The sequence below is a fragment of the Photorhabdus cinerea genome, from assembly GCF_011189575.1.
Lineage (GTDB): Bacteria > Pseudomonadota > Gammaproteobacteria > Enterobacterales > Enterobacteriaceae > Photorhabdus > Photorhabdus cinerea.
Genome location: NZ_PUJW01000001.1, coordinates 386,749 through 409,242 on the forward strand (window position 1 = coordinate 386,749; position 22,494 = coordinate 409,242).

The following is a 22,494-nucleotide window of genomic DNA, read 5'->3' on the forward strand; positions in this document are numbered from 1 at the left end:
CTAGATTTAATATGAAAGCTTTGTTGTACTGACATAATGATTTATAGGCAGACCCGGATATAAAAGAGCACATCATGGCTACAATGATGTTGCTCCGGGAAGAAAAATTGATCTGGGACTTTATTTCGATTGGACACATCATCAGCAATTGTTGCAGGAGCAGAAAGAATGACCCTCTTTATACTGTTGTTAGTGCTGGCGTGGGAAAGATTGTTTAAATTAAGTGACCATTGGCAATTGGATCACCGTCTTGAACCAATTTTTACCAACATGAAGTCTTTTTCATTATGGAAAAGCTTATTGATGACATTAGCCGTGATGCTGCTTACATGGTTATTCATTGTAATACTTGATGATTTTATGTTCGGCATTCTTGAACTGGTTTTATGGGTGCTGATTTGTTTACTGTGCATTGGAGCGGGGCACTTACGGCATGATTATCGTGAATATTTTCGTACTGTTCATCAGGATGACCGAGAGCAACGAAGAGAATATCTTACGCGTCTCGCAATCATTCATGGTTTACCGTCTGATGCCAGTAAAGAAAGTGAATTGCGTGAGATACAAAATGCGTTGCTATGGATAAATTTTCGCTATTACTTGGCTCCGATTTTTTGGTTAATCGTTGCCGGTAAATTAGGGCTGGTTGCTTTGATGGGATATTGTTTCTTAAGAGCTTATCAAGGCTGGTTAGCACAATATGGTACTCCGATTCAGCGTGCACAGTCTGGCGTTGATAGCCTGTTGCATTGGCTGGACTGGATTCCGGCTCGGTTGGCTGGCGTTGCTTATGCTTTGTTAGGACATGGTGAACGGGCTTTACCAGCGTGGGTTGCTTCTCTTAGCGATTTGAGAACTTCACAATATAAAGTGGTATGCCAGCTTGCTCAGTTTTCATTAAGCCGCGATCCCCATCTTGATTCAATTCAAACGCCTGTTGCAGCGGTGACATTAGCGAAAAAGGTGACTTTCTCTATTATCGTTGTTGTTGCTTTACTGACAATTTATGGGGCATTGGTTTGATTTGTTTGTCGTCTCAATAGCTTAATTATCTATAAAGGGAGCCGTGTAAATAGCTCCTTTTTTCTTTTCTATCAATAAATTAATTATATCTGCCAACTATAATCACGGTGATTTACATATCATTCGAGGTAATATTCTGTTTATTTAATGATAAAAACTTATTGTAATACGATAACTTTTGAAGTACTTTAACGAAAGTTTAGTTAAACATGTATATGGAATGATACAAAATGTGTAGTGAACAGGAGTTTGTAACTAATCCCAGAATCAGGCTACTTAGCCTTTTGGCTATTATTATTGCTTCCGTTATGGCAGTTGGTGATATGGGGTTCCATATTGCTTCTTGGTCGTTATGGCATGACACCACTCGTCAGGCTGCCCTTCAGATGTATAGCGATTTTATGCCGGCATTGGTTGCAAAAGGATTTAAGCAATCTTTATTAAGTCAGGTACTTTATATCTCATTGGATACGATACCCCCGATTATATCAACGTCATCCTTCGTATTAATTGGCATTCTATTTTTTCGGTTTGCTAAAGGTGAAATATGGAGTAACCGTAATATTTCCGGTTCATGTATTATTGGTTGTCTGATGATTCTGGAGCAACTTCTTTACCCTGTGATTAATATGTTACAAGGAATGGCGTTATCTGTGGATTTAGTAAAAGGGCAACGGGTATTTAGTTTTTCGTTTGGCGTTGGTTCAGAATCTCTGTTTATTATTATGTTTGGTGTGTTCCTTCTGATAGTTAGCTTAGTTATGCGTGAATCTAAGAAGATAAGCGATGAGCAGCGTTATTTTATCTGAGAATCATCATGAGTATTATAATAAGATTGGATGTGATCTTAGCGAAAAGGAAAGTAAAGTCTAAAGAGTTGGCTGCAATTATTGATATCACCGAGCAAAATCTATCATTGCTGAAGAATGGAAAAATAAAAGGTATCCGTATAGAGACGTTGGAAAAAATTTGTAAATATTTACAATGTCAGCCCGGAGATATATTGGAATATGTGGAAGATGGAGAGGATAATCGTTAATACAACAAATAAAGTCACTGTATGTCTTTTGGTGTTTTATAAGATGGAGTTTTATATTCATTAATTAGTTTTAACTGCATGAAAATATTAATTATTTCATACTTTTTATCTGGCCTGTTATTCTTTGGTGTTAATGTAGCACCAATAAATCAGGTTTTTCCCAGTGATAAGAGTATATATTTCTCTCTGGGGGGATATTGTTCCGATATTCCGTGGAATGCCAGAAAGATAAAATGCATATGTAGATATTATTTACTTGATCGTAATAAATGATCTCTCTTTTTATATGGTTTTAATTTAAGTTAAATTTTTATAATATATACAGCAAATTAAGGATGTTAAGAATGAATAAATTTCTCATTGCTTTATTGTCAATGTTTGTGATTACAGGATGTTCTTCTATGCCACGGCCATGGCTTACTGATGGCTATATTTCAACCTGTGATTATTTTGAATGTAATGTTAAAGATATAATTTCGGGTACTGAAGTCAAAGTAAATACTCCGCATCCTGTGCCTGATTTTGATAAAAACACATCAATCCAAGACAGACAAATTATACAATCTGGTGGAAGGCCACCTTTTGAAGATAAGAGTTACCGTATTAGGGGAACTTTTAAATTCTAATTTAATTTCCTTGATTATTTTCTTTAGTTTTGTTTGAGGCATTTTTTTATGAATTCCATAAAAAAAATCACTATTATTCCTTTAATTATATTATTTACTTTATTAAGTGGTTGTACGTCTTGGGAAAAGCCGGGAGCAACTCAGTTTGATAGAGACAGAGATTATTCTGAATGTAAGGAGCAGGGTTATTTTCGTTTTCCACCAGACTGGGACAGCAAAGTTGTTCATTCTTATGAGACGAAACATTTCCCTTGTGAAGATAAGGACGGGAAAAAAGATAAATCCTGCGGACATTATATCACTGTGCCAAAAGCTGAAGTTGAACGCTGGGATAAAAATGAATCTGCAAGGAGTTGGGTAATTTCTTCTTGTATGTATAAAAAAGGATGGCATGAAGAAACACGTTATTGGTTTTAATGTCGTGAATTTTTCCCATCAGCAAGAGGTCCGTGGAGCTGTTGCTGGTGGTTCCTCACATATTTGTAATTATTCCTTTCTAATTGCAGCTTTTGGCCATTCGGTTTTGCTGATTTGAGCTACATTTATAATCTAATGGAATAGTCGTTGTGTTTAAAATTAACAAGTGATGATTTGGTATCTATACTTTTTGAATAAATATTCAACTATTTCTTTGCTGTAACGATTCATTATATCTATTTATACGTTTCAAAAGATTAGATTAAAATATCATTGTAGAGGATTTATTAACCTATTAGTTATCAATTTTTGCTAATTTTTAAAAAAAATTGTTAAAATTTGCAGGTTTTTATGATTTAGCTCAAGGTCTTTATGGACAGCTGGTGAATACTTTGTTACTTTTATGGCCCTGTAGTTTAAATTGGTATTACCAATTGACTACGGTAGGGACCGAAGCAATGTTTATCCATTAACTGGCTTACAGTAAATATGGCTTATAGCAAAATCCGCCAACCAAAATTATCAGATGTCATTGAGCAGCGTCTTGAGCATCTCATCCTTGAAGGGTCTTTGCGTCCTGGAGAGAAGTTGCCACCTGAACGTGAGTTGGCGAAACAATTTGATGTGTCACGGCCTTCATTGCGCGAAGCTATTCAGCGGTTGGAAGCTAAAGGCTTTCTCTTTCGTCGTCAAGGTGGTGGAACATTTGTTCAGAGTAATCTCTGGCAAAGTTTCAGTGATCCATTGGCACAATTGTTGGCTGGTCATCCAGAATCTCAGTTTGATCTCCTTGAAACTCGCCATGCTTTGGAAGGTATTGCAGCCTATTACGCAGCATTGCGTGGGACTGACAAAGATTTTGAGCGTATTCGGGAACATCACCTTGTTATTCAACAAGCTCAGCAAAGTGGTGATGTCAATGCTGAATCTGATGCTGTTCTGCAATATCAACTCGTTGTCACTGAAGCTGCCCATAATGTGGTTCTCCTTCATTTATTGCGTTGTATGGCACCTATGCTGGAACAAAATATCCGGCAGAATTTTGAGTTTCTTTATACCCGCAGAGAAATGCTGATGGCTGTCAGTGATCATCGGGCAAAAATTTTTGAAGCTATAGTGGCAAGACAACCGGAGAAAGCCCGCGAAGCTTCCCATCGCCATTTAGCTTTTATTGAAGATGTTTTATTGGATCTCAGCCGTGAGCATACCCGCCGCGAGCGATCATTACGGCGTCTCCAACAACATCCAGAATAAAATTAGCTGTGCAGATCTTGAAGTTTGCTGCGTCTGCATGGCTAGTCGAGTCCCTTAACTGAGGGCGCTAGCGGCAACAACAGTGAGGGCCTATCTTCCGGTCATGACCGGGTGAACGTCAAGGGTATGACCGGAAGATAGGCTCCAAATAACCATTAGAAACAGATAACAGATAAGGAATACACCATGTCAGACATTTTGAAAAATGACGTGGACCCGATCGAAACTCGCGACTGGTTACAGGCGATCGAATCGGTCATCCGTGAAGAGGGTGTTGATCGTGCTCAGTTCTTGATTGATCAGGTACTGAACGAAGCACGTAAAGGTGGCGTGAATGTTGCAGCAGGTGCTGCTAACCGCGATTATATCAATACCATTCCTGTTGAGGATGAGCCCGCTTACCCTGGCAATCTGGATTTGGAGCGCCGTATTCGCTCTGCTATTCGTTGGAATGCTGTGATGACTGTTTTACGAGCATCCAAAAAAGATCTGGAATTAGGTGGTCACATGGCTTCATTCCAGTCTTCAGCAACCATGTATGAAGTTTGTTTTAACCACTTCTTCCGTGCCCGTAATGAAAATGATGGCGGCGACTTGGTTTATTTCCAGGGCCACATCTCTCCGGGCGTTTATGCTCGTGCTTTCCTTGAAGGTCGTCTGACTGAAGAGCAAATGAATAATTTCCGTCAGGAAATTAATGGCAACGGCCTGTCTTCTTACCCGCATCCAAAACTGATGCCTGAATTCTGGCAATTCCCAACTGTATCAATGGGATTGGGGCCAATTGGTGCGATCTATCAGGCTAAATTCCTGAAATATCTGGAACACCGTGGTTTGAAAGATACATCCAAACAAACCGTTTACGCATTCCTGGGTGACGGAGAGATGGATGAGCCAGAATCTAAAGGTGCGATCACGATCGCAACTCGTGAGAAACTGGATAACTTGGTATTTGTTATCAACTGTAACCTGCAACGTTTGGATGGTCCGGTTACTGGTAATGGTAAAATCGTTAACGAGCTGGAAGGTATTTTCAGTGGTGCAGGTTGGCAGGTTATTAAAGTTCTTTGGGGTGAGCGTTGGGATGAATTGCTGCGTAAAGATACCAGCGGTAAATTGATCCAACTGATGAACGAAACTCTGGATGGTGATTACCAGACTTTCAAATCCAAAGATGGTGCTTATGTTCGTAAGCATTTCTTCGGTCGTTACCCTGAAACGACAGAATTAGTCAAAGACATGACTGATGACCAGATTTGGGCATTGAACCGTGGTGGTCACGATCCGAAGAAAGTCTTTGCTGCTTTGAAAAAAGCACAGGAAACTGCCGGTAAACCAACCGTCATCTTGGCTCAGACTGTCAAAGGTTATGGTATGGGTGATACTGCTGAAGGTAAAAATATCGCTCATCAGGTTAAGAAAATGAATATGGAAGGGGTTCGCCATTTCCGTGATCGTTTCAATGTACCTGTTGCAGATGACCAAATCGAAAACCTGCCGTATGTGACTTTCGATAAAGACTCTGAAGAGTACAAATATTTGCATGAACATCGCGCAGCGCTGGGTGGCTATCTGCCGAGTCGTCGCACTCATTTTGAAGAGAAACTAGAATTACCAACACTGGAAGATTTTGGTGCTCTGTTGGAAGAACAAAATAAAGAAATTTCTACTACTATCGCTTTTGTTCGTGCGCTGAACGTAATGCTGAAGAATAAGTCAATCAAAGATCGTCTGGTTCCAATCATTGCCGATGAAGCTCGTACTTTCGGTATGGAAGGTTTGTTCCGTCAGATCGGTATTTATAGTCCTAACGGTCAGCAGTATACCCCGCAGGACCGTGAGCAAGTTGCTTACTATAAAGAAGACGAGAAAGGACAAATCCTGCAAGAAGGTATTAATGAACTGGGAGCAGGTTCATCGTGGCTGGCGGCGGCAACGTCTTACAGCACTAATAACCTGCCAATGATTCCGTTCTACATTTACTATTCCATGTTCGGGTTCCAGCGTATTGGTGACTTGTGCTGGGCAGCAGGTGACCAACAGGCGCGTGGCTTCTTGATTGGCGGTACTTCAGGTCGTACTACCTTGAACGGTGAAGGTCTGCAACACGAAGATGGTCACAGCCACATTCAGTCTCTGACTATACCTAACTGCATCTCTTACGATCCAGCATTTGCTTATGAAGTTGCTGTGATTATGCATGATGGTCTGGAGCGTATGTATGGTGAGAAACAAGAGAACGTTTACTACTACATCACCACGCTGAACGAAAACTACCACATGCCGGCGATGCCACAAGGCGCAGAAGAAGGTATCCGTAAAGGTATCTACAAGCTGGAAAGTCTGGAAGGTAGTAAAGGTAAAGTTCAGTTGTTAGGTTCCGGTTCTATCTTGCGTCATGTTCGTGAAGCTGCGCAGATTCTGGCTAACGATTATGGTGTGGGTTCTGATGTGTACAGCGTAACTTCATTCACTGAATTGGCTCGTGATGGTCAGGATTGTGAGCGCTGGAATATGTTGCATCCAACAGAAACGCCACGTGTACCTTATGTTGTTCAGATCATGAATGAAGCACCAGCAGTTGCTTCTACTGACTATATGAAACTGTTCGCAGAACAAATTCGTAACTTCATCCCTGCAAGCGAATTCCGTGTATTGGGTACTGACGGTTTCGGTCGTTCCGACAGCCGTGAAAACCTGCGTCATCACTTTGAAGTTGATGCTTCCTACGTGGTAATTGCTGCTCTGGGTGAATTGGCTAAACGCGGTGAAATCAACGTGAATGTTGTGGAAGAAGCAATCAAGAAATACAACATTAACCCAGAGAAAGTTAACCCGCGTCTGGCATAAGAGGTAAAGAACCAATGGCTATCGAAATTAAGGTACCGGATATCGGTGCAGATGAAGTTGAAGTCACCGAAATTATGGTGAAAGTTGGCGATACAGTAGAAGTTGATCAATCGCTGATTACCGTAGAAGGTGATAAGGCTTCGATGGAAGTTCCATCCCCTCAAGCGGGTGTTGTTAAAGAGATCATCATTGCAGTTGGCGATAAAGTTGAAACTGACAAACTGATTATGATTTTTGATTCGGCTGTTGGTGCTGTAGACGCAGCACCAGCGGAAGAATCAGCAGCTATGATTCTGTCCTCTCGTATGGCAGAGCCGGAGCCAGTGGCTTCTGCGGCCATGGATGTTCATGTACCGGATATCGGCGGTGATGAAGTTGAAGTGACCGAAGTGATGGTTCAAGTAGGCGACACGGTTACAGCGGAGCAGTCACTGATCACTGTAGAAGGCGATAAAGCTTCGATGGAAGTACCCGCACCATTTGCAGGTATTGTTAAAGAAATCAAAATCAAGGTCGGTGAAAAAGTAAAAACCGATTCTATGATTATGGTATTTGAAGTTGCGGGCGCAGTGCCAGCTCCTGTGGCTTCTGCTCCAGCGCCAGCGGCTGAACCAGAGAAAGCGGTGCCAGTTATAGAGAGCAGAAGTTTCGTGGAAGAAGGTAAAAACGATTTCGCTGAAAATAATGCTTATGTTCACGCAACACCGGTGATCCGTCGTCTGGCCCGTGAATTTGGTGTTAACTTGGCTAAAGTGAAAGGTACGGGTCGTAAAGGCCGTATTCTGCGTGAAGATGTTCAGGCTTACGTGAAAGACGCGGTTAAACGTGCTGAATCAGCCCCTGCGTCAGCTGGTGGTGGTTTGCCGGGTATGTTGCCTTGGCCGAAAGTTGATTTCAGCAAATTTGGTGAAATTGAAGAAGTTGAACTGGGTCGTATTCAGAAAATCTCTGGTGCTAACCTGAGTCGTAACTGGGTGATGATCCCGCATGTTACGCAGTTCGATGAAACGGATATCACTGAAGTTGAAAACTTCCGTAAACAACAGAATCAGGAAGCTGAAAAGAAACAGCTTGGTGTGAAGATCACCCCACTGGTGTTCATCCTGAAAGCGGTAGCAAAAGCGTTGGAAGAGATGCCGCGCTTTAACAGCTCTATCTCGGAAGATGGTCAGAAATTGACACTGAAAAAATACATCAACATTGGTGTAGCAGTTGATACACCTAATGGTCTGGTGGTTCCTGTATTCCGTGACGTTAATAAGAAAGGCATTATCGAATTGTCCCGCGAACTGATTGAGATGTCTAAGAAAGCGCGTGCTGGCAAATTGACTGCATCTGATATGCAGGGTGGATGCTTCACTATCTCAAGTTTGGGCGGTATTGGTGGTACAGCATTTACGCCAATCGTTAATGCGCCAGAAGTGGCTATTCTGGGCGTATCTCGCTCATCGATGAAGCCAGTCTGGAATGGTAAAGAATTTGTGCCACGCCTGATGTTGCCTCTGTCACTTTCCTTCGATCATCGTGTGATCGATGGTGCTGATGGTGCACGTTTCATTACATTTATTAATCATGCGATGAGCGATATCCGCCGTCTGGTGATGTAATCTCAAAGGCCGGCCATGTGCCGGCCTGATTGTTATTGCTGTGGCAGGGAATAGCTTGCATCTGGTTGGTTTGTTGCGAGTTCTGTCACGTTAACGCGCTTTTCAGGTTATTAACAATTCTGTAAACTGCTCGCGGTGTGTAGGTCCCGGTGGAATATATCGTTTTTTGGCGTCTGACCCGCCGGACAAACAATTAAGAGGTCATGATGAGTACTGAAATTAAAACCCAGGTTGTGGTGCTTGGGGCAGGCCCAGCAGGGTATTCTGCTGCTTTTCGTTGCGCGGATTTAGGTTTGGAAACCGTTCTGGTGGAACGTTACTCTACCTTAGGTGGTGTTTGTCTTAACGTTGGTTGTATCCCTTCTAAAGCATTGCTTCACGTAGCAAAAGTTATTGAAGAAGCTAAAGCTTTGGCAAATCACGGTATCGTTTTTGGTGAACCAAAGACTGATATTGAGAAAGTCCGTGTTTGGAAAGAAAAAGTTATCAATCAGCTGACTGGTGGTCTGGCTGGTATGGCTAAAGGCCGCAAAGTTAAAGTTGTCAATGGCATTGGTAAATTTACGGGTGCTAACACATTGGTTGTTGAAGGTGAAGGTGGCGCAACAACGATTAATTTTGATAATGCCATTATTGCCGCTGGCTCCCGTCCTATCCAATTGCCATTTATCCCTCATGATGATCCTCGCGTATGGGATTCTACAGATGCACTGGCTCTGGCAACGGTTCCTGAGCGTCTGCTGGTGATGGGCGGAGGTATTATCGGTCTGGAGATGGGAACTGTTTACCACGCTCTGGGTTCTCAGATTGATGTTGTTGAAATGTTGGATCAGGTGATTCCTGCGGCTGATAAAGATGTGGTGAAAGTATTTACCAAACGTATTAGCAAGCAATTCAATCTGATGCTGGAAACTAAAGTGACTGTAGTAGAAGCCAAAGAAGATGGTATCTACGTCACGATGGAAGGTAAAAATGCACCTGCAGAACCACAGCGTTATGACGCTGTTTTGGTTGCTATTGGTCGTGTACCTAACGGTAAAATGCTGGATGCAGGTAAAGCGGGTGTTGAAGTTGATGACCGTGGCTTTATCCATGTTGATAAGCAAATGCGTACCAATGTACCGCACATCTTTGCGATTGGTGATATTGTTGGTCAACCAATGCTGGCTCATAAAGGGGTTCACGAAGGCCACGTTGCGGCTGAAGTGATTTCCGGTAAGAAACACTACTTTGATCCAAAAGTTATTCCATCCATTGCTTACACTGAGCCAGAAGTTGCATGGGTTGGTCTGACTGAGAAAGAAGCGAAAGAGAAAGGCATCAGCTATGAAACAGCAACCTTCCCGTGGGCTGCATCTGGTCGTGCAATTGCTTCTGATTGTGCTGACGGCATGACCAAGCTGATTTTCGATAAAGAAAGTAACCGTATTATCGGTGGTGCTATTGTTGGTACTAACGGTGGTGAACTACTGGGTGAAATCGGTCTGGCAATTGAAATGGGTTGTGATGCGGAAGACATCGCGCTGACTATCCATGCTCACCCAACGCTGCATGAATCTGTCGGTCTGGCTGCTGAAATCTTTGAAGGTAGCATTACTGATTTACCAAATGCTAAGGCAAAGAAAAAGAAATAATTTCTTAAATCGATTAGTCTAATTTACTGAAGCGGCTTTCATTTATTGAAAGCCGTTTTTTATTCTGGTATGACCTGCTTGAAGAGATGTGATATAAAAAGTATGGCTTTTGTGGGGGTTACTGGCAAAAATCAGCGGAATAATCTGTTTTAATAGCTTTGTCTGCTGTTAATTCAGAATATTACTATCAGTTAATGTTACTTTTATGTGAACGAATTAACATCGCATTCAAATTTTGGTATGCTGAGTGCCCGAAGCTGGGCATAACTTAACTTGAACTGATTAGGTTATGCCAGCAATCCTCTGACCTGGCACCCGGAACTATAACTCACAGCCTGCTCTAGTTAGTGTTATTTTTGCGAAAACATAATAGCCTGATGAGACAGGTTTTAAGTCGGGTGCAGACAGCCGGGTATATAAATGATAATGAGAGCGAGGAGAAAGTCGTGCTAGAAGAATACCGCAAGCACGTAGCCGAACGTGCAGTCCAAGGCGTCGTCCCTAAGCCATTGGACGCGGCGCAAGCGGCGGCGCTGGTTGAGTTACTGAAGAGCCTACCAAAAGGTGAAGAAGATTTCCTGTTAGATCTGTTAATTAACCGTATTCCCCCAGGTGTTGATGAGGCGGCGTATGTAAAAGCTGGTTTTCTGGCCGCCATTACAAAGGGTGAAACTACCTCACCATTAATCACTCCAGAAAGAGCGGTTGAACTGCTTGGAACTATGCAAGGTGGTTATAATATTCATCCTCTGATTGATGCTCTGGATAATGAAAAACTGGCACCGATTGCCGCAAAAGCGCTCTCTCATACGCTGTTGATGTTTGACAATTTCTATGATGTAGAAGAAAAAGCGAAAGCAGGTAATCCACAAGCTAAACAAATTATGCAGTCTTGGGCTGATGCGCAGTGGTATTTGGAACGTCCTGAACTGGCAGAAAAAATCACCGTCACGGTATTTAAAGTGACGGGTGAAACAAATACTGACGATTTATCTCCTGCACAAGATGCATGGTCACGTCCTGATATCCCATTGCATGCTCTGGCTATGCTGAAAAATGCCCGTGAAGGTATTGAACCTGATCAAGCTGGTGTTATTGGCCCCATCAAACAGATTGAAGAATTGAATAAGAAAGGCTACCCACTGGCTTATGTTGGTGATGTTGTTGGTACAGGATCTTCCCGTAAATCGGCGACTAACTCAGTGTTGTGGTTTATGGGCGATGATATTCCGTTTGTACCCAATAAACGTGGTGGTGGAGTTGTTCTGGGTGGCAAGATCGCACCAATTTTCTTCAATACGATGGAAGATGCCGGTGCGTTGCCAATAGAGCTGGACGTTACCAAATTAAATATGGGTGATGTGATTGATGTCTATCCATATAAAGGGGAAGTACGTAACCACGAAACTCATGAACTACTGGCTGAATTTGAACTGAAAACAGATGTATTGTTGGATGAAGTTCGTGCTGGTGGTCGTATTCCACTGATTATCGGTCGTGGCTTAACCAGTAAAGCTCGTGAGTCTCTTGGTTTACCACTCAGTGATATCTTCCGTCAGGCGAAAGCGGTAGAGAAAAGCAGTCGTGGTTTCTCTCTGGCTCAGAAGATGGTTGGTCGGGCATGTGGCGCCGAAGGTATTCGCCCAGGTGAATACTGTGAACCTAAAATGACCTCAGTGGGTTCTCAGGATACCACTGGTCCGATGACCCGTGACGAGCTAAAAGATTTGGCATGTCTGGGTTTCTCCGCGGATCTGGTGATGCAGTCATTCTGCCATACGGCTGCTTATCCTAAGCCAGTTGACGTCACTACTCACCATACTTTGCCTGATTTTATTATGAACCGTGGTGGTGTTTCTCTGCGTCCAGGTGATGGCATTATTCACTCATGGCTAAACCGTATGTTGCTGCCTGATACCGTAGGCACTGGTGGCGACTCTCATACCCGTTTCCCGATTGGTATTTCCTTCCCGGCAGGTTCTGGTCTGGTGGCGTTTGCGGCTGCGACAGGTGTGATGCCTTTGGATATGCCTGAATCTGTTCTGGTTCGTTTTAAAGGACAGATGCAGCCTGGTATTACTCTGCGTGATTTGGTGCATGCGATTCCTTACTATGCGATTCAGCAAGGTCTTCTGACGGTTGAGAAGAAAGGCAAGCAAAATATCTTCTCTGGTCGTATCCTCGAAATCGAAGGTTTGCCAGATCTGAAAGTTGAGCAAGCGTTTGAACTAGCGGATGCGTCTGCGGAACGTTCTGCGGCGGGTTGCACCATTAAACTGGATAAAGCGCCGATTATCGAATACTTGCAATCCAATATTGTATTGCTGAAATGGATGATTGCTGAAGGTTATGGTGACCGCCGTACACTGGAACGCCGTGTAACAGGTATGGAAAACTGGCTGAAAGATCCTCAATTGCTGGAAGCCGATGCTGATGCGGAATACGCAGCGGTTATCGAAATCGATCTGGCTGAAATTAAAGAGCCAATTTTATGTGCACCGAATGATCCGGATGATGCCCGTTTACTGTCTGATGTGGCTAACAGTAAAATTGATGAAGTTTTTATCGGCTCTTGTATGACTAATATTGGTCATTTCCGTGCAGCTGGTAAATTATTGGATCAACATAAAGGCCAATTACCAACTCGCTTATGGGTTGCTCCACCAACGAAAATGGATGCAGCTCAACTCACAGAGGAAGGTTATTACAGCATCTTTGGTAAGAGTGGGGCGCGGGTTGAAATTCCGGGTTGTTCCCTGTGCATGGGTAACCAGGCGCGTGTTGCTGATGGTGTAACGGTTGTTTCCACGTCAACTCGTAACTTTCCGAACCGTTTGGGGACGGGGGCGAATGTTTACCTGGCATCGGCTGAGCTGGCTGCTATAGCTTCTCTGTTAGGACGCTTGCCTACATCGGAAGAGTATCAACAATTTATGAATAAAGTTGATGAGACCGCGGAAGATACTTACCGTTATCTCAATTTTGATCAACTGAACCAATACACTGAAAAAGCAGATGATGTGATTTTCCAAACTACGGTGTAACTTTGTATTTGTAGATTGCAACATAAATAATGGGAGGAAAAAGACCTCCCATTTTATTATCTGGTTGTTTTTTACAGTGCTAATTCTACGGAAAATATATAAATGAAAAGGAAAAATTGAAAATTTATCTGTATCTTACTATTGGTTAAATATTTAAATTGATTTTAAGGTTATCCAGGCATACTTTATGCTTCATAGTCAAATACGATGATATCGTCGACAGAATCGATAAGGAGATCTTTTAATTTGTCATGCGCTGGGTGAGACAAATAGTTTGAAATAGCTTTATGATCATCAAATGTCATGGTGATAGCATGTGTAAAACCTTTATTTTTGTTTTCACTACTTACATTACCTCCCCACTCAACAGAAGAAATACCGTTAATTTTATGCTGTATGGAAATAGCAGTATTTCTTATCGTCGTTAATTGTTGCTCTTTTATCTCGGATGTGAATTTTAATAAAAGAATATGACGTATCATGATGACTCCTGAAAAGTGTCTCTGTTTTCCAGACAAGATAGAAAATAAATGGTTGTATTGTAATACTTCTAATGTATCTCATCAGTCAGCGGTTATGCGTTCAATTTTGCTGTTTTTGTTTCCCTGAGATATTATTAGCATAGTGCCATTTATCCATAGTGGACATAAGCCCTAATAGTGCTGGGTAAATGTCGGTCATCCAGGTGCAGAATCATGCAGTTGTGTCAGTTATAGAGGCTTTGATCTTCCACTTCTAACCAGCTTGTGGGCTGATGCTGGGTTGGAATTGCTGGAAAGTATTAAAATGAAAAAAATGCACTGGAGGTAAATGATGGACTACGAATTTTTGCGGGATATCGCTGGGCAGGTGACTACCCGGTTTTCAATGGATCACGAAGCTATTGGTCAGTGGTTGAATGAAGAAGTTAAAGGTGATTTGACTGTGCTGGATAAGATTACTTCAGCGCTGGTTGAAATTCAGGGAAGTGAACGCCAGTGGCAACTCGTGGGCCATGAATATACGCTGCTGATGGATGACGAAGAGGTTATGATTCGCGCCAATCAGCTTGAGTTTGAAACTGATTCGGTGGAGGAGGGCATGAGTTATTACGATAATGAGAGTCTGGCCTTTTGTGGAACCAAGGATTTTATTGATATGTTATCCAATTATCGGGATTTTATTTTGCAAAAAAACTATTGATAAGAATTTGTATATAGACAGAAATAATTTTCTGACCTGATAGTTTTTTCTTGCGCTGAGGAATAGTAATCAAGTAGTTTTGCTCATTATAGTTGAATAATTAAATAATCAAGGTGGTTTTAATGGAAGATATCAGTTTGTCTGGTGGTTTTAATGAGGCTACAAATTGGTTTATCAGTCATCAGGATTTAATCATTCAGTATCTGGTCAATATGGTTGCTGCTGTGTTGATTCTTGTTCTGGGGTTGATGGCGGCAAGATTGATCAGTAAGGGCATTAAAAGAGTTATGTCGTTGCGCGGCATTGATGTAACTGTGTCGGATTTCTTGGCTGCTGTTGTCCGTTATTTGATTATTGCATTCACTGTTATTGCGGTCTTGGGCAAATTAGGTGTTCAGACAGCTTCTGTGATTGCGGTTATCGGTGCTGCTGGTTTGGCCGTTGGTTTGGCTTTACAAGGTTCTCTATCTAACTTTGCCGCAGGCGTGTTATTGGTCGCTTTCCGTCCAATCCGTGCTGGTGAATATGTCATTTTGGGGGCAGTTGAAGGTACCGTGATTCAGGTGCAGATTTTCTCTACCACATTGCGTACAGCCGATGACAAAATCATTGTTATTCCGAATGGGAAAATTATTGCAGATAATGTCATTAATACCAGTCGTGAACCAAACCGTCGAACTCAGATAATGGTTGGAGTTGCATATAATGCGGATATTGATGAAGTTAAAAAAGTGTTGGGCGACGTCATTGCGGCAGACAGCCGTATTCAGCATGATAGAGGTGTGACGGTCCGTTTACATGAAATGGCACCATCCTCGTTGAATTTTGTTGTGCGTGTATGGACTACCAATGGTGACGCTTGGGATGTTTATTGGGATTTAATGGAGAACTTTAAACGCACATTGGATAAGCACAATATCAGTATTCCTTATCCACAAATGGATGTGTATCTGCATCAGAATAAAGTCAGTGATTAATCAAAGTGGTGAGTTTTAATCACTTGATGAAAAAGATGTTTTAAGCTTTTGCGAATAAACCAGCACCGCGCCGTAAATGGCGCGGGCAATCTGTTTATCTGACTTGTTTTATTGACATAAAGTGCCAAGATTGTTTTTAATAAAATCATCGCTGATGTCTTCTGTCAGCACTATTTTCTTGCTATCAAGTAAGCAAAGTATAGCAGATGAGACATCTGAATCGTGGAAATTAATATCAGCAGTGACTGTTCCATCACCATTTTCACCTTGCACTTTAAGGATAAAACGTTCACAGCCTTTTTTGCATGAGAAAGGCTGATAGTTACTGAGTTTTACATCGGTAATATTTGCTGTACCAATATAATATTTAATTATTTCAGATTGGTTTAATGTCTCTTCAACATCACTTCGGAGCAAATAGTAATTTCTGATAGTGAATACAGTAAGAATAATGATTACTAACAGCATGAAGCCAATAATTTTTTTCAAAATAATCTCTTCCTCTTATGTTCACAAAATTAACATATTTATCAATGCTTTTAGTCTGTATTAGCTTGATTTCCTTTGAATTAATCCAATGGTTTTTCCATAAAAACCTGCCTTTTATTAGATGATTAAAATTTCTAATGATCGATTAGAAGCATTTATTTCCTCTAATGAGCTATTCTTCTTAATATTTAGAATATTGAAATAGCAAAATGAATAATTATTGAGGAGTTTTTTTTATGTTAACAACGTTTGTGCAGGGGTTTTTTCTTAGTGCCGCGATGATTTTACCTCTTGGTCCACAAAACGCTTTTGTTATGCAGCAAGGCAGCAGGAGACAATTTCATTTGATGAGTGCAACTTTGTGCGCTATCAGCGATGGTTTCTTGATTGGTGTAGGTGTATTTGGTGGTAGTGCATTGCTTGGACAGTCAACTTTATTACTACAATTTGTCACTTGGGGGGGAGTAGCGTTTTTATTGTGGTACGGTTGGGGCGCTTTTCGTGCGGCTCTACATGCGAATGTTGAATTAGAACAGTCTGGCGGTAGCAATGTAGCAAAAAATCGTTGGCGGGTTATTGTGATCATCTTTGCTGTCACTTGGCTAAATCCGCATGTTTATCTGGATACTATTGTCATTCTGGGAAGTATTGGTAGTCAGCTATCCTCAGAACTTAGGCCATGGTTTACTTTTGGTGCTGCAAGTGCTTCTGTCAGTTGGTTTTTTGCTCTGGCATTTCTGGCTGCATGGTTTTCACCTGTACTGAGTAAACCACGTTCTCAACGGATTATTAATGGGTTTATCTGTATTGTGATGTGGTATATAGCCTGGCAACTTGCTAAACAGGGATTGATAATTTCTGGTTAACCTGGGTACTTCTTTGCTTACAGTGTGTGTGTTAGTGTTTTATTTATCCCGTGTATATTTCGGTCTTTCCGAGGGATAAATTTTTTGTAACAGATTTTCTACGGAGGTTGTGTGAAATTAAAATCATTGGGTTTAGCTGCAATGTTAAGTGCAGGAGGTTTGCCACTTGCTGCACAGGCGGCTGATTTACCCGCGGTTCCGCATATTGTTACTTCCGGTAATGCGATAGTTAAAGCAGAACCGAATATGGTAACTTTGATGATTAACGTCAATATTTCTGCTAAAGATGCTTCTGGTGCTAAAAAGCAGGTTGATGAGCTTGTTGCTAAATATTTTGATTTTCTGAAAAAGAACGGTATTGAAAAGAAAGATATTAATGCGGCTAATCTGCGTACTCAGCCTGATTATGAGTATGATGGGGTGTCTGGCAAGTCTACGCTGAAAGGCTATCGTGCAATTCGTTCGGTGGAGGTGAAGGTTCATAAGTTGGATCAGCTTAATCCTCTGCTTGATGGTGCATTAAAAGCGGGTTTGAACGAAATTACGTCGATTGAGTTTGGTGTGGACAATCCACAAAAATATCGTGATGAAGCTCGTCAGAAAGCAATCGAGAATGCCATTGAGCAGGCTGGTGCACTGGCAACAGGTTTTAACAGCGGACTGGGTTCGATATATAGTATCAACTATCGAGCACCAGAAGCGGTTGGTCACATGAGATATCAAAATAGTGATGTGCTTATGGCGGGAGGTGCTGCTGGTGTGGGTGAAACTTACCAGCAGGAGAGCATCAACTTCAGCGATCAGGTTGATGTTGTGTTTGAACTAAAGCGTTAATGAGTGTCATCTTGTCTTAACATCTGACGCCCAAGTTTCAGCAGGGCGTCAGTCACTTTTTTCATTGTCCTACTCTCCGGTGCGAAACGATGCCAATAGAGCATCCGGCGTTGGCATAAACCGGGTGTCAGGTCGATCAATTCACTATTTTCCAACTCCTTATCAATCTGCAAATGAGGGATCATACAACAAGTAGAACCCTGTTTTGCTAGTTGTACAAACGCTTCAGATGAGTTGACGATATGGCATGGAACACTGCCCGGTGATAAATCGAAGTTCTGTTGTAGAAATGCCTGATGCATATCATCCAAGTGGTCGAATGCTACAGCGGGTGCTTTCAGTAACGCGGAACGGGTAACTCCATTTGGAAAATAGCGGGTAGCAAATTCTGGTGAGGCAACGAATAGATAATCTAGCGCCCCTAGTGTATCGACCAGACAACTAGGTAATGGTTGAGGTTGGATACTGACTGCGCCAACGACTTCACCTCTTCTTAGTTGTTCCTGAGTACGGGTTTCATCTTCAACTTGAATATTCAGTCGGATAGGCAAATCAGCGAGTACCGGGTGCAATGCCGGTAACAACCAGGTGGCCAGACTGTCTGCGTTGACTGCCAGAGAAAGCAAGAGTGGAGTATCTACACCATATTCATCACCCAGCCATTGTTCTTCTAGTAGTTCTACCTGATGCCATAACGCCAGTAGCTTTTGCCCCTGTTCCGTAGGACGCGGAGGAATGGTACGCACCAGCAGAGGTTGACCGAATAGATTCTCCAACTGTTTGATACGTTGAGAGACTGCGGACTGAGTGATACAGAGTTTCTGTGCAGCGCGTTCGAAACCGCGCTCACGGATAACAGCATCCAGGGCTTGCAGTGTTCGGTAATCAGGGCGTTTCATTACAGGAAGATTCTCCATTTATTTTTCTGTATAGCACTATGCCATATTTTTTCAGTGGATGAGGCAAATTATTGTTTATACTAGCCGACAGCTTTTCTTAAATAACTGATATAGGCAATGAATTGATATGACTCAGGATGAACTAAAAAAAGCAGTAGGTTGGGCGGCGCTCGAATTTGTCACTCCAGGGACGATTGTGGGGGTGGGGACGGGTTCAACGGCTTCACATTTTATTGATGCTCTTGGTTCAATTAAAGACCAGATTGAAGGGGCAGTATCTAGCTCTGAGGCTTCTACTGAGAAGTTAAAAAGTTTGGGGATTCCTGTATTCGATTGTAATGAAGTGGATTCCCTTGATATCTATGTTGATGGAGCGGATGAAATCAATAGCAATATGCAGATGATTAAAGGCGGTGGTGCTGCACTGACCCGCGAAAAAATTATTGCTGCAATAGCGAAGAAATTCATTTGTATCGTCGATGTTTCTAAGCAAGTTGATGTGTTAGGTAAATTCCCTCTGCCAGTTGAAGTGATTCCAATGGCTCGTTCATATGTTGCCCGTGAATTAGTTAAATTGGGTGGTCTACCAGAATATCGCCAAAATGTTGTGACTGATAACGGTAACGCAATCCTTGATGTACATAATTTATCTATTCTCGATCCTATTGAGCTAGAGAATAAAATTAATAGTATTGCAGGTGTGGTGACTGTCGGTCTGTTTGCTAACCGTGGCGCGGATGTTGTATTGATGGGAACATTAGATGGAGTGAAAACCATCACTCAATAATATTGTTTATGAGGGCGTAACATTTCGCCCTTAAAATTTTTTCACGCGGAATGATAAGTAAAAATTTAGTGATATATCTTATACCCCTAATGAATAGATAGTCTAAATTCTGACATTATTCTTTTCCGCATCATTTTATTCCGCATAATAACGCTTTTACTGAGGTTGACTGGATAGGGATAGCAATCGTTTATATTGCTGTGTCTGTTTTTTTTGTTATGTTGAGAGAATGAATCTTAAATGTAACGAAAATTGACGTCACAATAGGCAGGATAAATGGTTAAGGTATCTCTGGAAAAAGATAAGATTAAATTTTTGCTATTAGAAGGTGTTCATCAAAGTACAGTGGAAAACCTGCGAGGAGCGGGCTATAGCAATATCGAATATCATAAAGGGGCGTTGGATTCCCAAGAGCTAAAAGAAGCGATTCGTGATGCTCATTTTGTTGGTATCCGTTCTCGCACACAACTAACAGAAGACATTTTTCAGGCAGCGGAAAAACTGGTTGCTGTGGGGTGTTTCTGTATCGGTACAAACCAGGTTGATCTGAAAGCCGCAGCCAAACGTGGTATTCCTGTCTTTAATGCACCGTTTTCTAATACCCGCTCTGTTGCTGAGATGGTGCTTGGTGAGTTGCTGTTGTTACTGCGTCGTATTCCTTTAGCGAATGCAAAAGCTCATCGTGGCGTGTGGGATAAACAGGCTAAGGGCTGCTATGAAGTTCGCGGTAAAAAATTGGGTATTATCGGTTACGGTCATATTGGTACTCAGCTTGGTATTATGGCTGAAAATATCGGTATGGATGTCTACTTCTACGATATTGAGAATAAATTGCCATTAGGTAACGCTCATCAGGTACGTCATTTATCAGAATTACTGAATATGAGTGATGTGGTCAGTTTGCATGTACCAGAAACGCCATCAACTAAAAATATGATGGGGACAACGGAACTTGCATTGATGAAACCGGGTTCTATCCTGATTAATGCTTCACGTGGAACGGTAGTGGATATCCCAGCATTGTGTGATGCACTGGAAAGTGAACATCTGTCCGGTGCGGCGGTGGATGTATTCCCGGTTGAACCGGCGACTAATAATGATCCGTTTGAATCACCTTTGCTTAAATTTGATAACGTGTTGCTGACTCCACATATCGGTGGTTCTACTCAGGAAGCACAAGAGAACATTGGTTATGAAGTAGCAGGAAAGCTGGCGAAGTATTCTGATAATGGCTCTACCTTATCGGCAGTAAATTTCCCTGAAGTTTCTCTCCCAGCGCATGCTGATGATACTAACCGGTTTTTACATATTCACGAAAATCGTCCGGGTATACTGAATAGTATTAACCAGGTATTTGCTGAACAGGATATCAATATTGCAGCTCAGTACCTGCGTACCAGTGGGGATATGGGTTATGTGGTTATTGATATTGTAACTGAGACTCCCGCTCAGGCTGAAATGGTACTTCAAAAACTGAAAGCACTGCCGGGTACTATCCGTTCTCGTCTGCTTTACTGATTATTTTGATATGGGATAAATGGGCGCATTGCGTGATGTGCCCATTTTTTTACTGCCAATGCCAGATTTTTTCAGGAGTGATGATTTCAGGTAGTGGGATATCCCAATCAGCTGATGGTAGTGAATCGACTAATTGGCAGTTATGAGCCAGGCCAATTGGGTAGAAATTTTTTTGTTGCCATTGGCTTAGTGTACGATCGTAAAAGCCGCCTCCCATGCCAAGCCGTTGCCCTGTTCGGTCAAAAGCAACCAGCGGAATCATCATGATATCCAGTTCAGATAAGGGTAAAACTTGCTGAACATTCAGTGGTGGCTCTTCTATATTGAAACAATTTCTGACAAGTTTAGTATTAGGTTGATAGTGTAAAAATAACAGATGGTGACGGCTGAAAGGGTGCAATACTGGCAGATAGATCCGCTTATTTTGTTGCCAGAGCAGGTTAATCAGTGGGTGCGTATTGATTTCACCGTCGAATGAAAAAAACAACGCGATTTTATTAGCCTGGCGAATTTTTGGATGATTAATAGCGCGCTCAGCCACTTGTTTTGCAAAAAGAGATTGCTGTTCAGGGGACAGTTCTCGGCGCTTTTGGCGTATTTCCTTTCTGAGGTGCTGTCTCAGTGATAACAGGGGATCTGATTGCATGGAACCTGCCTGTTAATAGCAGAAATGATAAAAGATGAGGTTCTCCAAGATGCCGTTACAGGTAGTAACCCTTGAACCCTTGGTTCAAGGTGAACGTAGCGTCGTATCCTTAAGGTTTCTCGGACGGACCGAGCATGCACACCGGCTACGAAGCACTACATTCTATAATGTATGAAATATCGGCTCAGGGGACTTTCCCCGTTCACGAACATCTCAGAGAAATTTATTCAGTACTTACTAAGCAACTTTATAAAGCCTATTGTATGAAACTAAACACAGAAATCAACTTAATTATGGAACGATTCATTCACTAATGCATGATTTATCAATAAAATTCATCCACTTGATGGAATAGTATGCTCAGTGGTGCGACCTTGTTCGACTAATGCTTGTTCTATAGTCTGTTGAAGCATCTTTATTTTTTGTTCCATATTGTAGGCATAGTCACGAGTTTTCACTTTTTCTTGTGCCAGCTCATGACAGACATTCAATGCTACAATGAAAACCAGTTGTTCAGTATTGGTTACTCTGGTGCGTTCTTTTAAATTTTCTAAACGTTGCTCAAGTTCCACAGCGGCAGCTAGCAGTGCTTCTTTCTGTTCTGATGGACAATTGACACGTAATGATCGCCCAAAAATCTGGATATCTACTGGTTGTGCAGACATGACCCCTTCCTGATTTATTACTGCGTCTTGGCTTTACTTCCTGATGGATAGGATAAAGCAGACACCAATCATTACAACGCGATACCGACAGATAACTAACGATTAGCTACAGCTGTTGTCTGGTATAGCGACTCCCC

21 protein-coding genes and 1 other RNA gene are annotated in these 22,494 nt (G+C 42.0%); 16 read left to right on the plus strand and 6 right to left on the minus strand.

The genetic code is table 11. The annotated features are described in order from the left end of the window. Window positions 1–168: 168 nt before the first annotated feature. The 10 genes from ampE to acnB all read left to right on the plus strand — a co-directional run bounded on the left by ampE (window position 169) and on the right by acnB (window position 13,494). Window positions 169–1,023, plus strand: a complete 855-nt coding sequence (gene ampE / locus C5469_RS01805) for a beta-lactamase regulator AmpE (protein ID WP_166301449.1) — start codon at window positions 169–171, stop codon at window positions 1,021–1,023. 230 nt (window positions 1,024–1,253) lie between these two features. Further along, window positions 1,254–1,832 (plus strand): hypothetical protein, encoded by a 579-nt coding sequence (locus tag C5469_RS01810; protein ID WP_166301452.1) that lies wholly within the window; start codon window positions 1,254–1,256, stop codon window positions 1,830–1,832. A gap of 8 nt (window positions 1,833–1,840) precedes the next feature. Then, window positions 1,841–2,062 carry a helix-turn-helix domain-containing protein gene (locus tag C5469_RS01815; protein ID WP_166301455.1) on the plus strand — a complete coding sequence of 74 codons (222 nt, stop codon included), beginning with the start codon at window positions 1,841–1,843 and terminating at the stop codon, window positions 2,060–2,062. Window positions 2,063–2,406: 344 nt separating this feature from the next. After that, window positions 2,407–2,688 (plus strand): hypothetical protein, encoded by a 282-nt coding sequence (locus C5469_RS01820; protein WP_166301458.1) that lies wholly within the window; start codon window positions 2,407–2,409, stop codon window positions 2,686–2,688. Between the two features lie 48 nt (window positions 2,689–2,736). Then, window positions 2,737–3,105 (plus strand): hypothetical protein, encoded by a 369-nt coding sequence (locus C5469_RS01825; RefSeq protein WP_166301461.1) that lies wholly within the window; start codon window positions 2,737–2,739, stop codon window positions 3,103–3,105. A gap of 489 nt (window positions 3,106–3,594) precedes the next feature. After that, window positions 3,595–4,359, plus strand: coding sequence for a pyruvate dehydrogenase complex transcriptional repressor PdhR (pdhR, locus tag C5469_RS01830; protein WP_166301464.1), 765 nt, complete (start codon window positions 3,595–3,597; stop codon window positions 4,357–4,359). 186 nt (window positions 4,360–4,545) lie between these two features. Continuing rightward, a complete protein-coding gene (gene aceE / locus C5469_RS01835) occupies window positions 4,546–7,209 on the plus strand; it encodes a pyruvate dehydrogenase (acetyl-transferring), homodimeric type (protein ID WP_166301467.1) in 2,664 nt (887 codons plus the stop codon). A 14-nt stretch (window positions 7,210–7,223) separates the two neighbouring features. Then, window positions 7,224–8,816: a dihydrolipoyllysine-residue acetyltransferase gene (gene aceF / locus C5469_RS01840; protein WP_166301470.1), complete on the plus strand. Its 1,593-nt coding sequence runs from the start codon at window positions 7,224–7,226 to the stop codon at window positions 8,814–8,816. A 206-nt stretch (window positions 8,817–9,022) separates the two neighbouring features. Next, complete coding sequence (gene lpdA / locus C5469_RS01845; RefSeq protein ID WP_166301473.1) at window positions 9,023–10,450, plus strand: dihydrolipoyl dehydrogenase; 1,428 nt, start codon at window positions 9,023–9,025, stop codon at window positions 10,448–10,450. Window positions 10,451–10,896: 446 nt separating this feature from the next. Next, the gene (gene acnB, locus C5469_RS01850; protein WP_166301476.1) at window positions 10,897–13,494 is read left to right on the plus strand and encodes a bifunctional aconitate hydratase 2/2-methylisocitrate dehydratase; all 2,598 of its coding nucleotides are present in this window, start codon (window positions 10,897–10,899) and stop codon (window positions 13,492–13,494) included. A gap of 185 nt (window positions 13,495–13,679) precedes the next feature. On the opposite strand, the gene C5469_RS01855 is transcribed toward acnB, so the two are convergent. Continuing rightward, the gene (locus C5469_RS01855) at window positions 13,680–13,976 is read right to left on the minus strand and encodes a Dabb family protein (protein ID WP_166301479.1); all 297 of its coding nucleotides are present in this window, start codon (window positions 13,974–13,976) and stop codon (window positions 13,680–13,682) included. Window positions 13,977–14,307: 331 nt separating this feature from the next. Here C5469_RS01855 and C5469_RS01860 point away from each other — a divergent pair, with 331 nt between their 5' ends. Together C5469_RS01860 and mscS are read left to right on the plus strand one after the other, a co-directional pair. Then, window positions 14,308–14,676 carry a YacL family protein gene (locus C5469_RS01860; protein ID WP_166301482.1) on the plus strand — a complete coding sequence of 123 codons (369 nt, stop codon included), beginning with the start codon at window positions 14,308–14,310 and terminating at the stop codon, window positions 14,674–14,676. Window positions 14,677–14,798: 122 nt separating this feature from the next. Then, entirely contained in the window at window positions 14,799–15,653 is an 855-nt protein-coding gene (mscS, locus tag C5469_RS01865; RefSeq protein ID WP_166301485.1) for a small-conductance mechanosensitive channel MscS, read from the plus strand. Between the two features lie 108 nt (window positions 15,654–15,761). Here the strand turns inward: mscS and C5469_RS01870 are convergent, their stop codons facing one another. Then, complete coding sequence (locus tag C5469_RS01870; RefSeq protein ID WP_166301488.1) at window positions 15,762–16,142, minus strand: hypothetical protein; 381 nt, start codon at window positions 16,140–16,142, stop codon at window positions 15,762–15,764. Between the two features lie 236 nt (window positions 16,143–16,378). Here C5469_RS01870 and argO point away from each other — a divergent pair, with 236 nt between their 5' ends. After that, a complete protein-coding gene (argO, locus tag C5469_RS01875; protein ID WP_166301491.1) occupies window positions 16,379–17,008 on the plus strand; it encodes an arginine exporter ArgO in 630 nt (209 codons plus the stop codon). A gap of 111 nt (window positions 17,009–17,119) precedes the next feature. Then, the gene (locus C5469_RS01880) at window positions 17,120–17,842 is read left to right on the plus strand and encodes an oxidative stress defense protein (protein ID WP_166301494.1); all 723 of its coding nucleotides are present in this window, start codon (window positions 17,120–17,122) and stop codon (window positions 17,840–17,842) included. Here the strand turns inward: C5469_RS01880 and C5469_RS01885 are convergent. After that, window positions 17,839–18,741 carry a LysR family transcriptional regulator ArgP gene (locus C5469_RS01885; protein ID WP_166301697.1) on the minus strand — a complete coding sequence of 301 codons (903 nt, stop codon included), beginning with the start codon at window positions 18,739–18,741 and terminating at the stop codon, window positions 17,839–17,841. The two genes, C5469_RS01880 and C5469_RS01885, sit on opposite strands and share 4 nt — an antisense overlap. 127 nt (window positions 18,742–18,868) lie before the next feature. On the opposite strand from C5469_RS01885, the gene rpiA reads away from it, so the two are divergent. Continuing rightward, window positions 18,869–19,528, plus strand: coding sequence for a ribose-5-phosphate isomerase RpiA (rpiA, locus tag C5469_RS01890; RefSeq protein ID WP_166301497.1), 660 nt, complete (start codon window positions 18,869–18,871; stop codon window positions 19,526–19,528). A gap of 276 nt (window positions 19,529–19,804) precedes the next feature. Continuing rightward, the gene (serA, locus tag C5469_RS01895; protein ID WP_166301500.1) at window positions 19,805–21,046 is read left to right on the plus strand and encodes a phosphoglycerate dehydrogenase; all 1,242 of its coding nucleotides are present in this window, start codon (window positions 19,805–19,807) and stop codon (window positions 21,044–21,046) included. Between the two features lie 49 nt (window positions 21,047–21,095). On the opposite strand, the gene C5469_RS01900 is transcribed toward serA, so the two are convergent. The 3 genes from C5469_RS01900 to zapA form a co-directional block, all read right to left on the minus strand. Beyond that, window positions 21,096–21,692 (minus strand): 5-formyltetrahydrofolate cyclo-ligase, encoded by a 597-nt coding sequence (locus C5469_RS01900; protein WP_166301503.1) that lies wholly within the window; start codon window positions 21,690–21,692, stop codon window positions 21,096–21,098. A gap of 37 nt (window positions 21,693–21,729) precedes the next feature. Continuing rightward, window positions 21,730–21,915, minus strand: a non-coding RNA gene (gene ssrS / locus C5469_RS01905) — 6S RNA. A 112-nt stretch (window positions 21,916–22,027) separates the two neighbouring features. Next, a complete protein-coding gene (zapA, locus tag C5469_RS01910) occupies window positions 22,028–22,357 on the minus strand; it encodes a cell division protein ZapA (RefSeq protein WP_166301506.1) in 330 nt (109 codons plus the stop codon). Window positions 22,358–22,494: the final 137 nt, after the last annotated feature.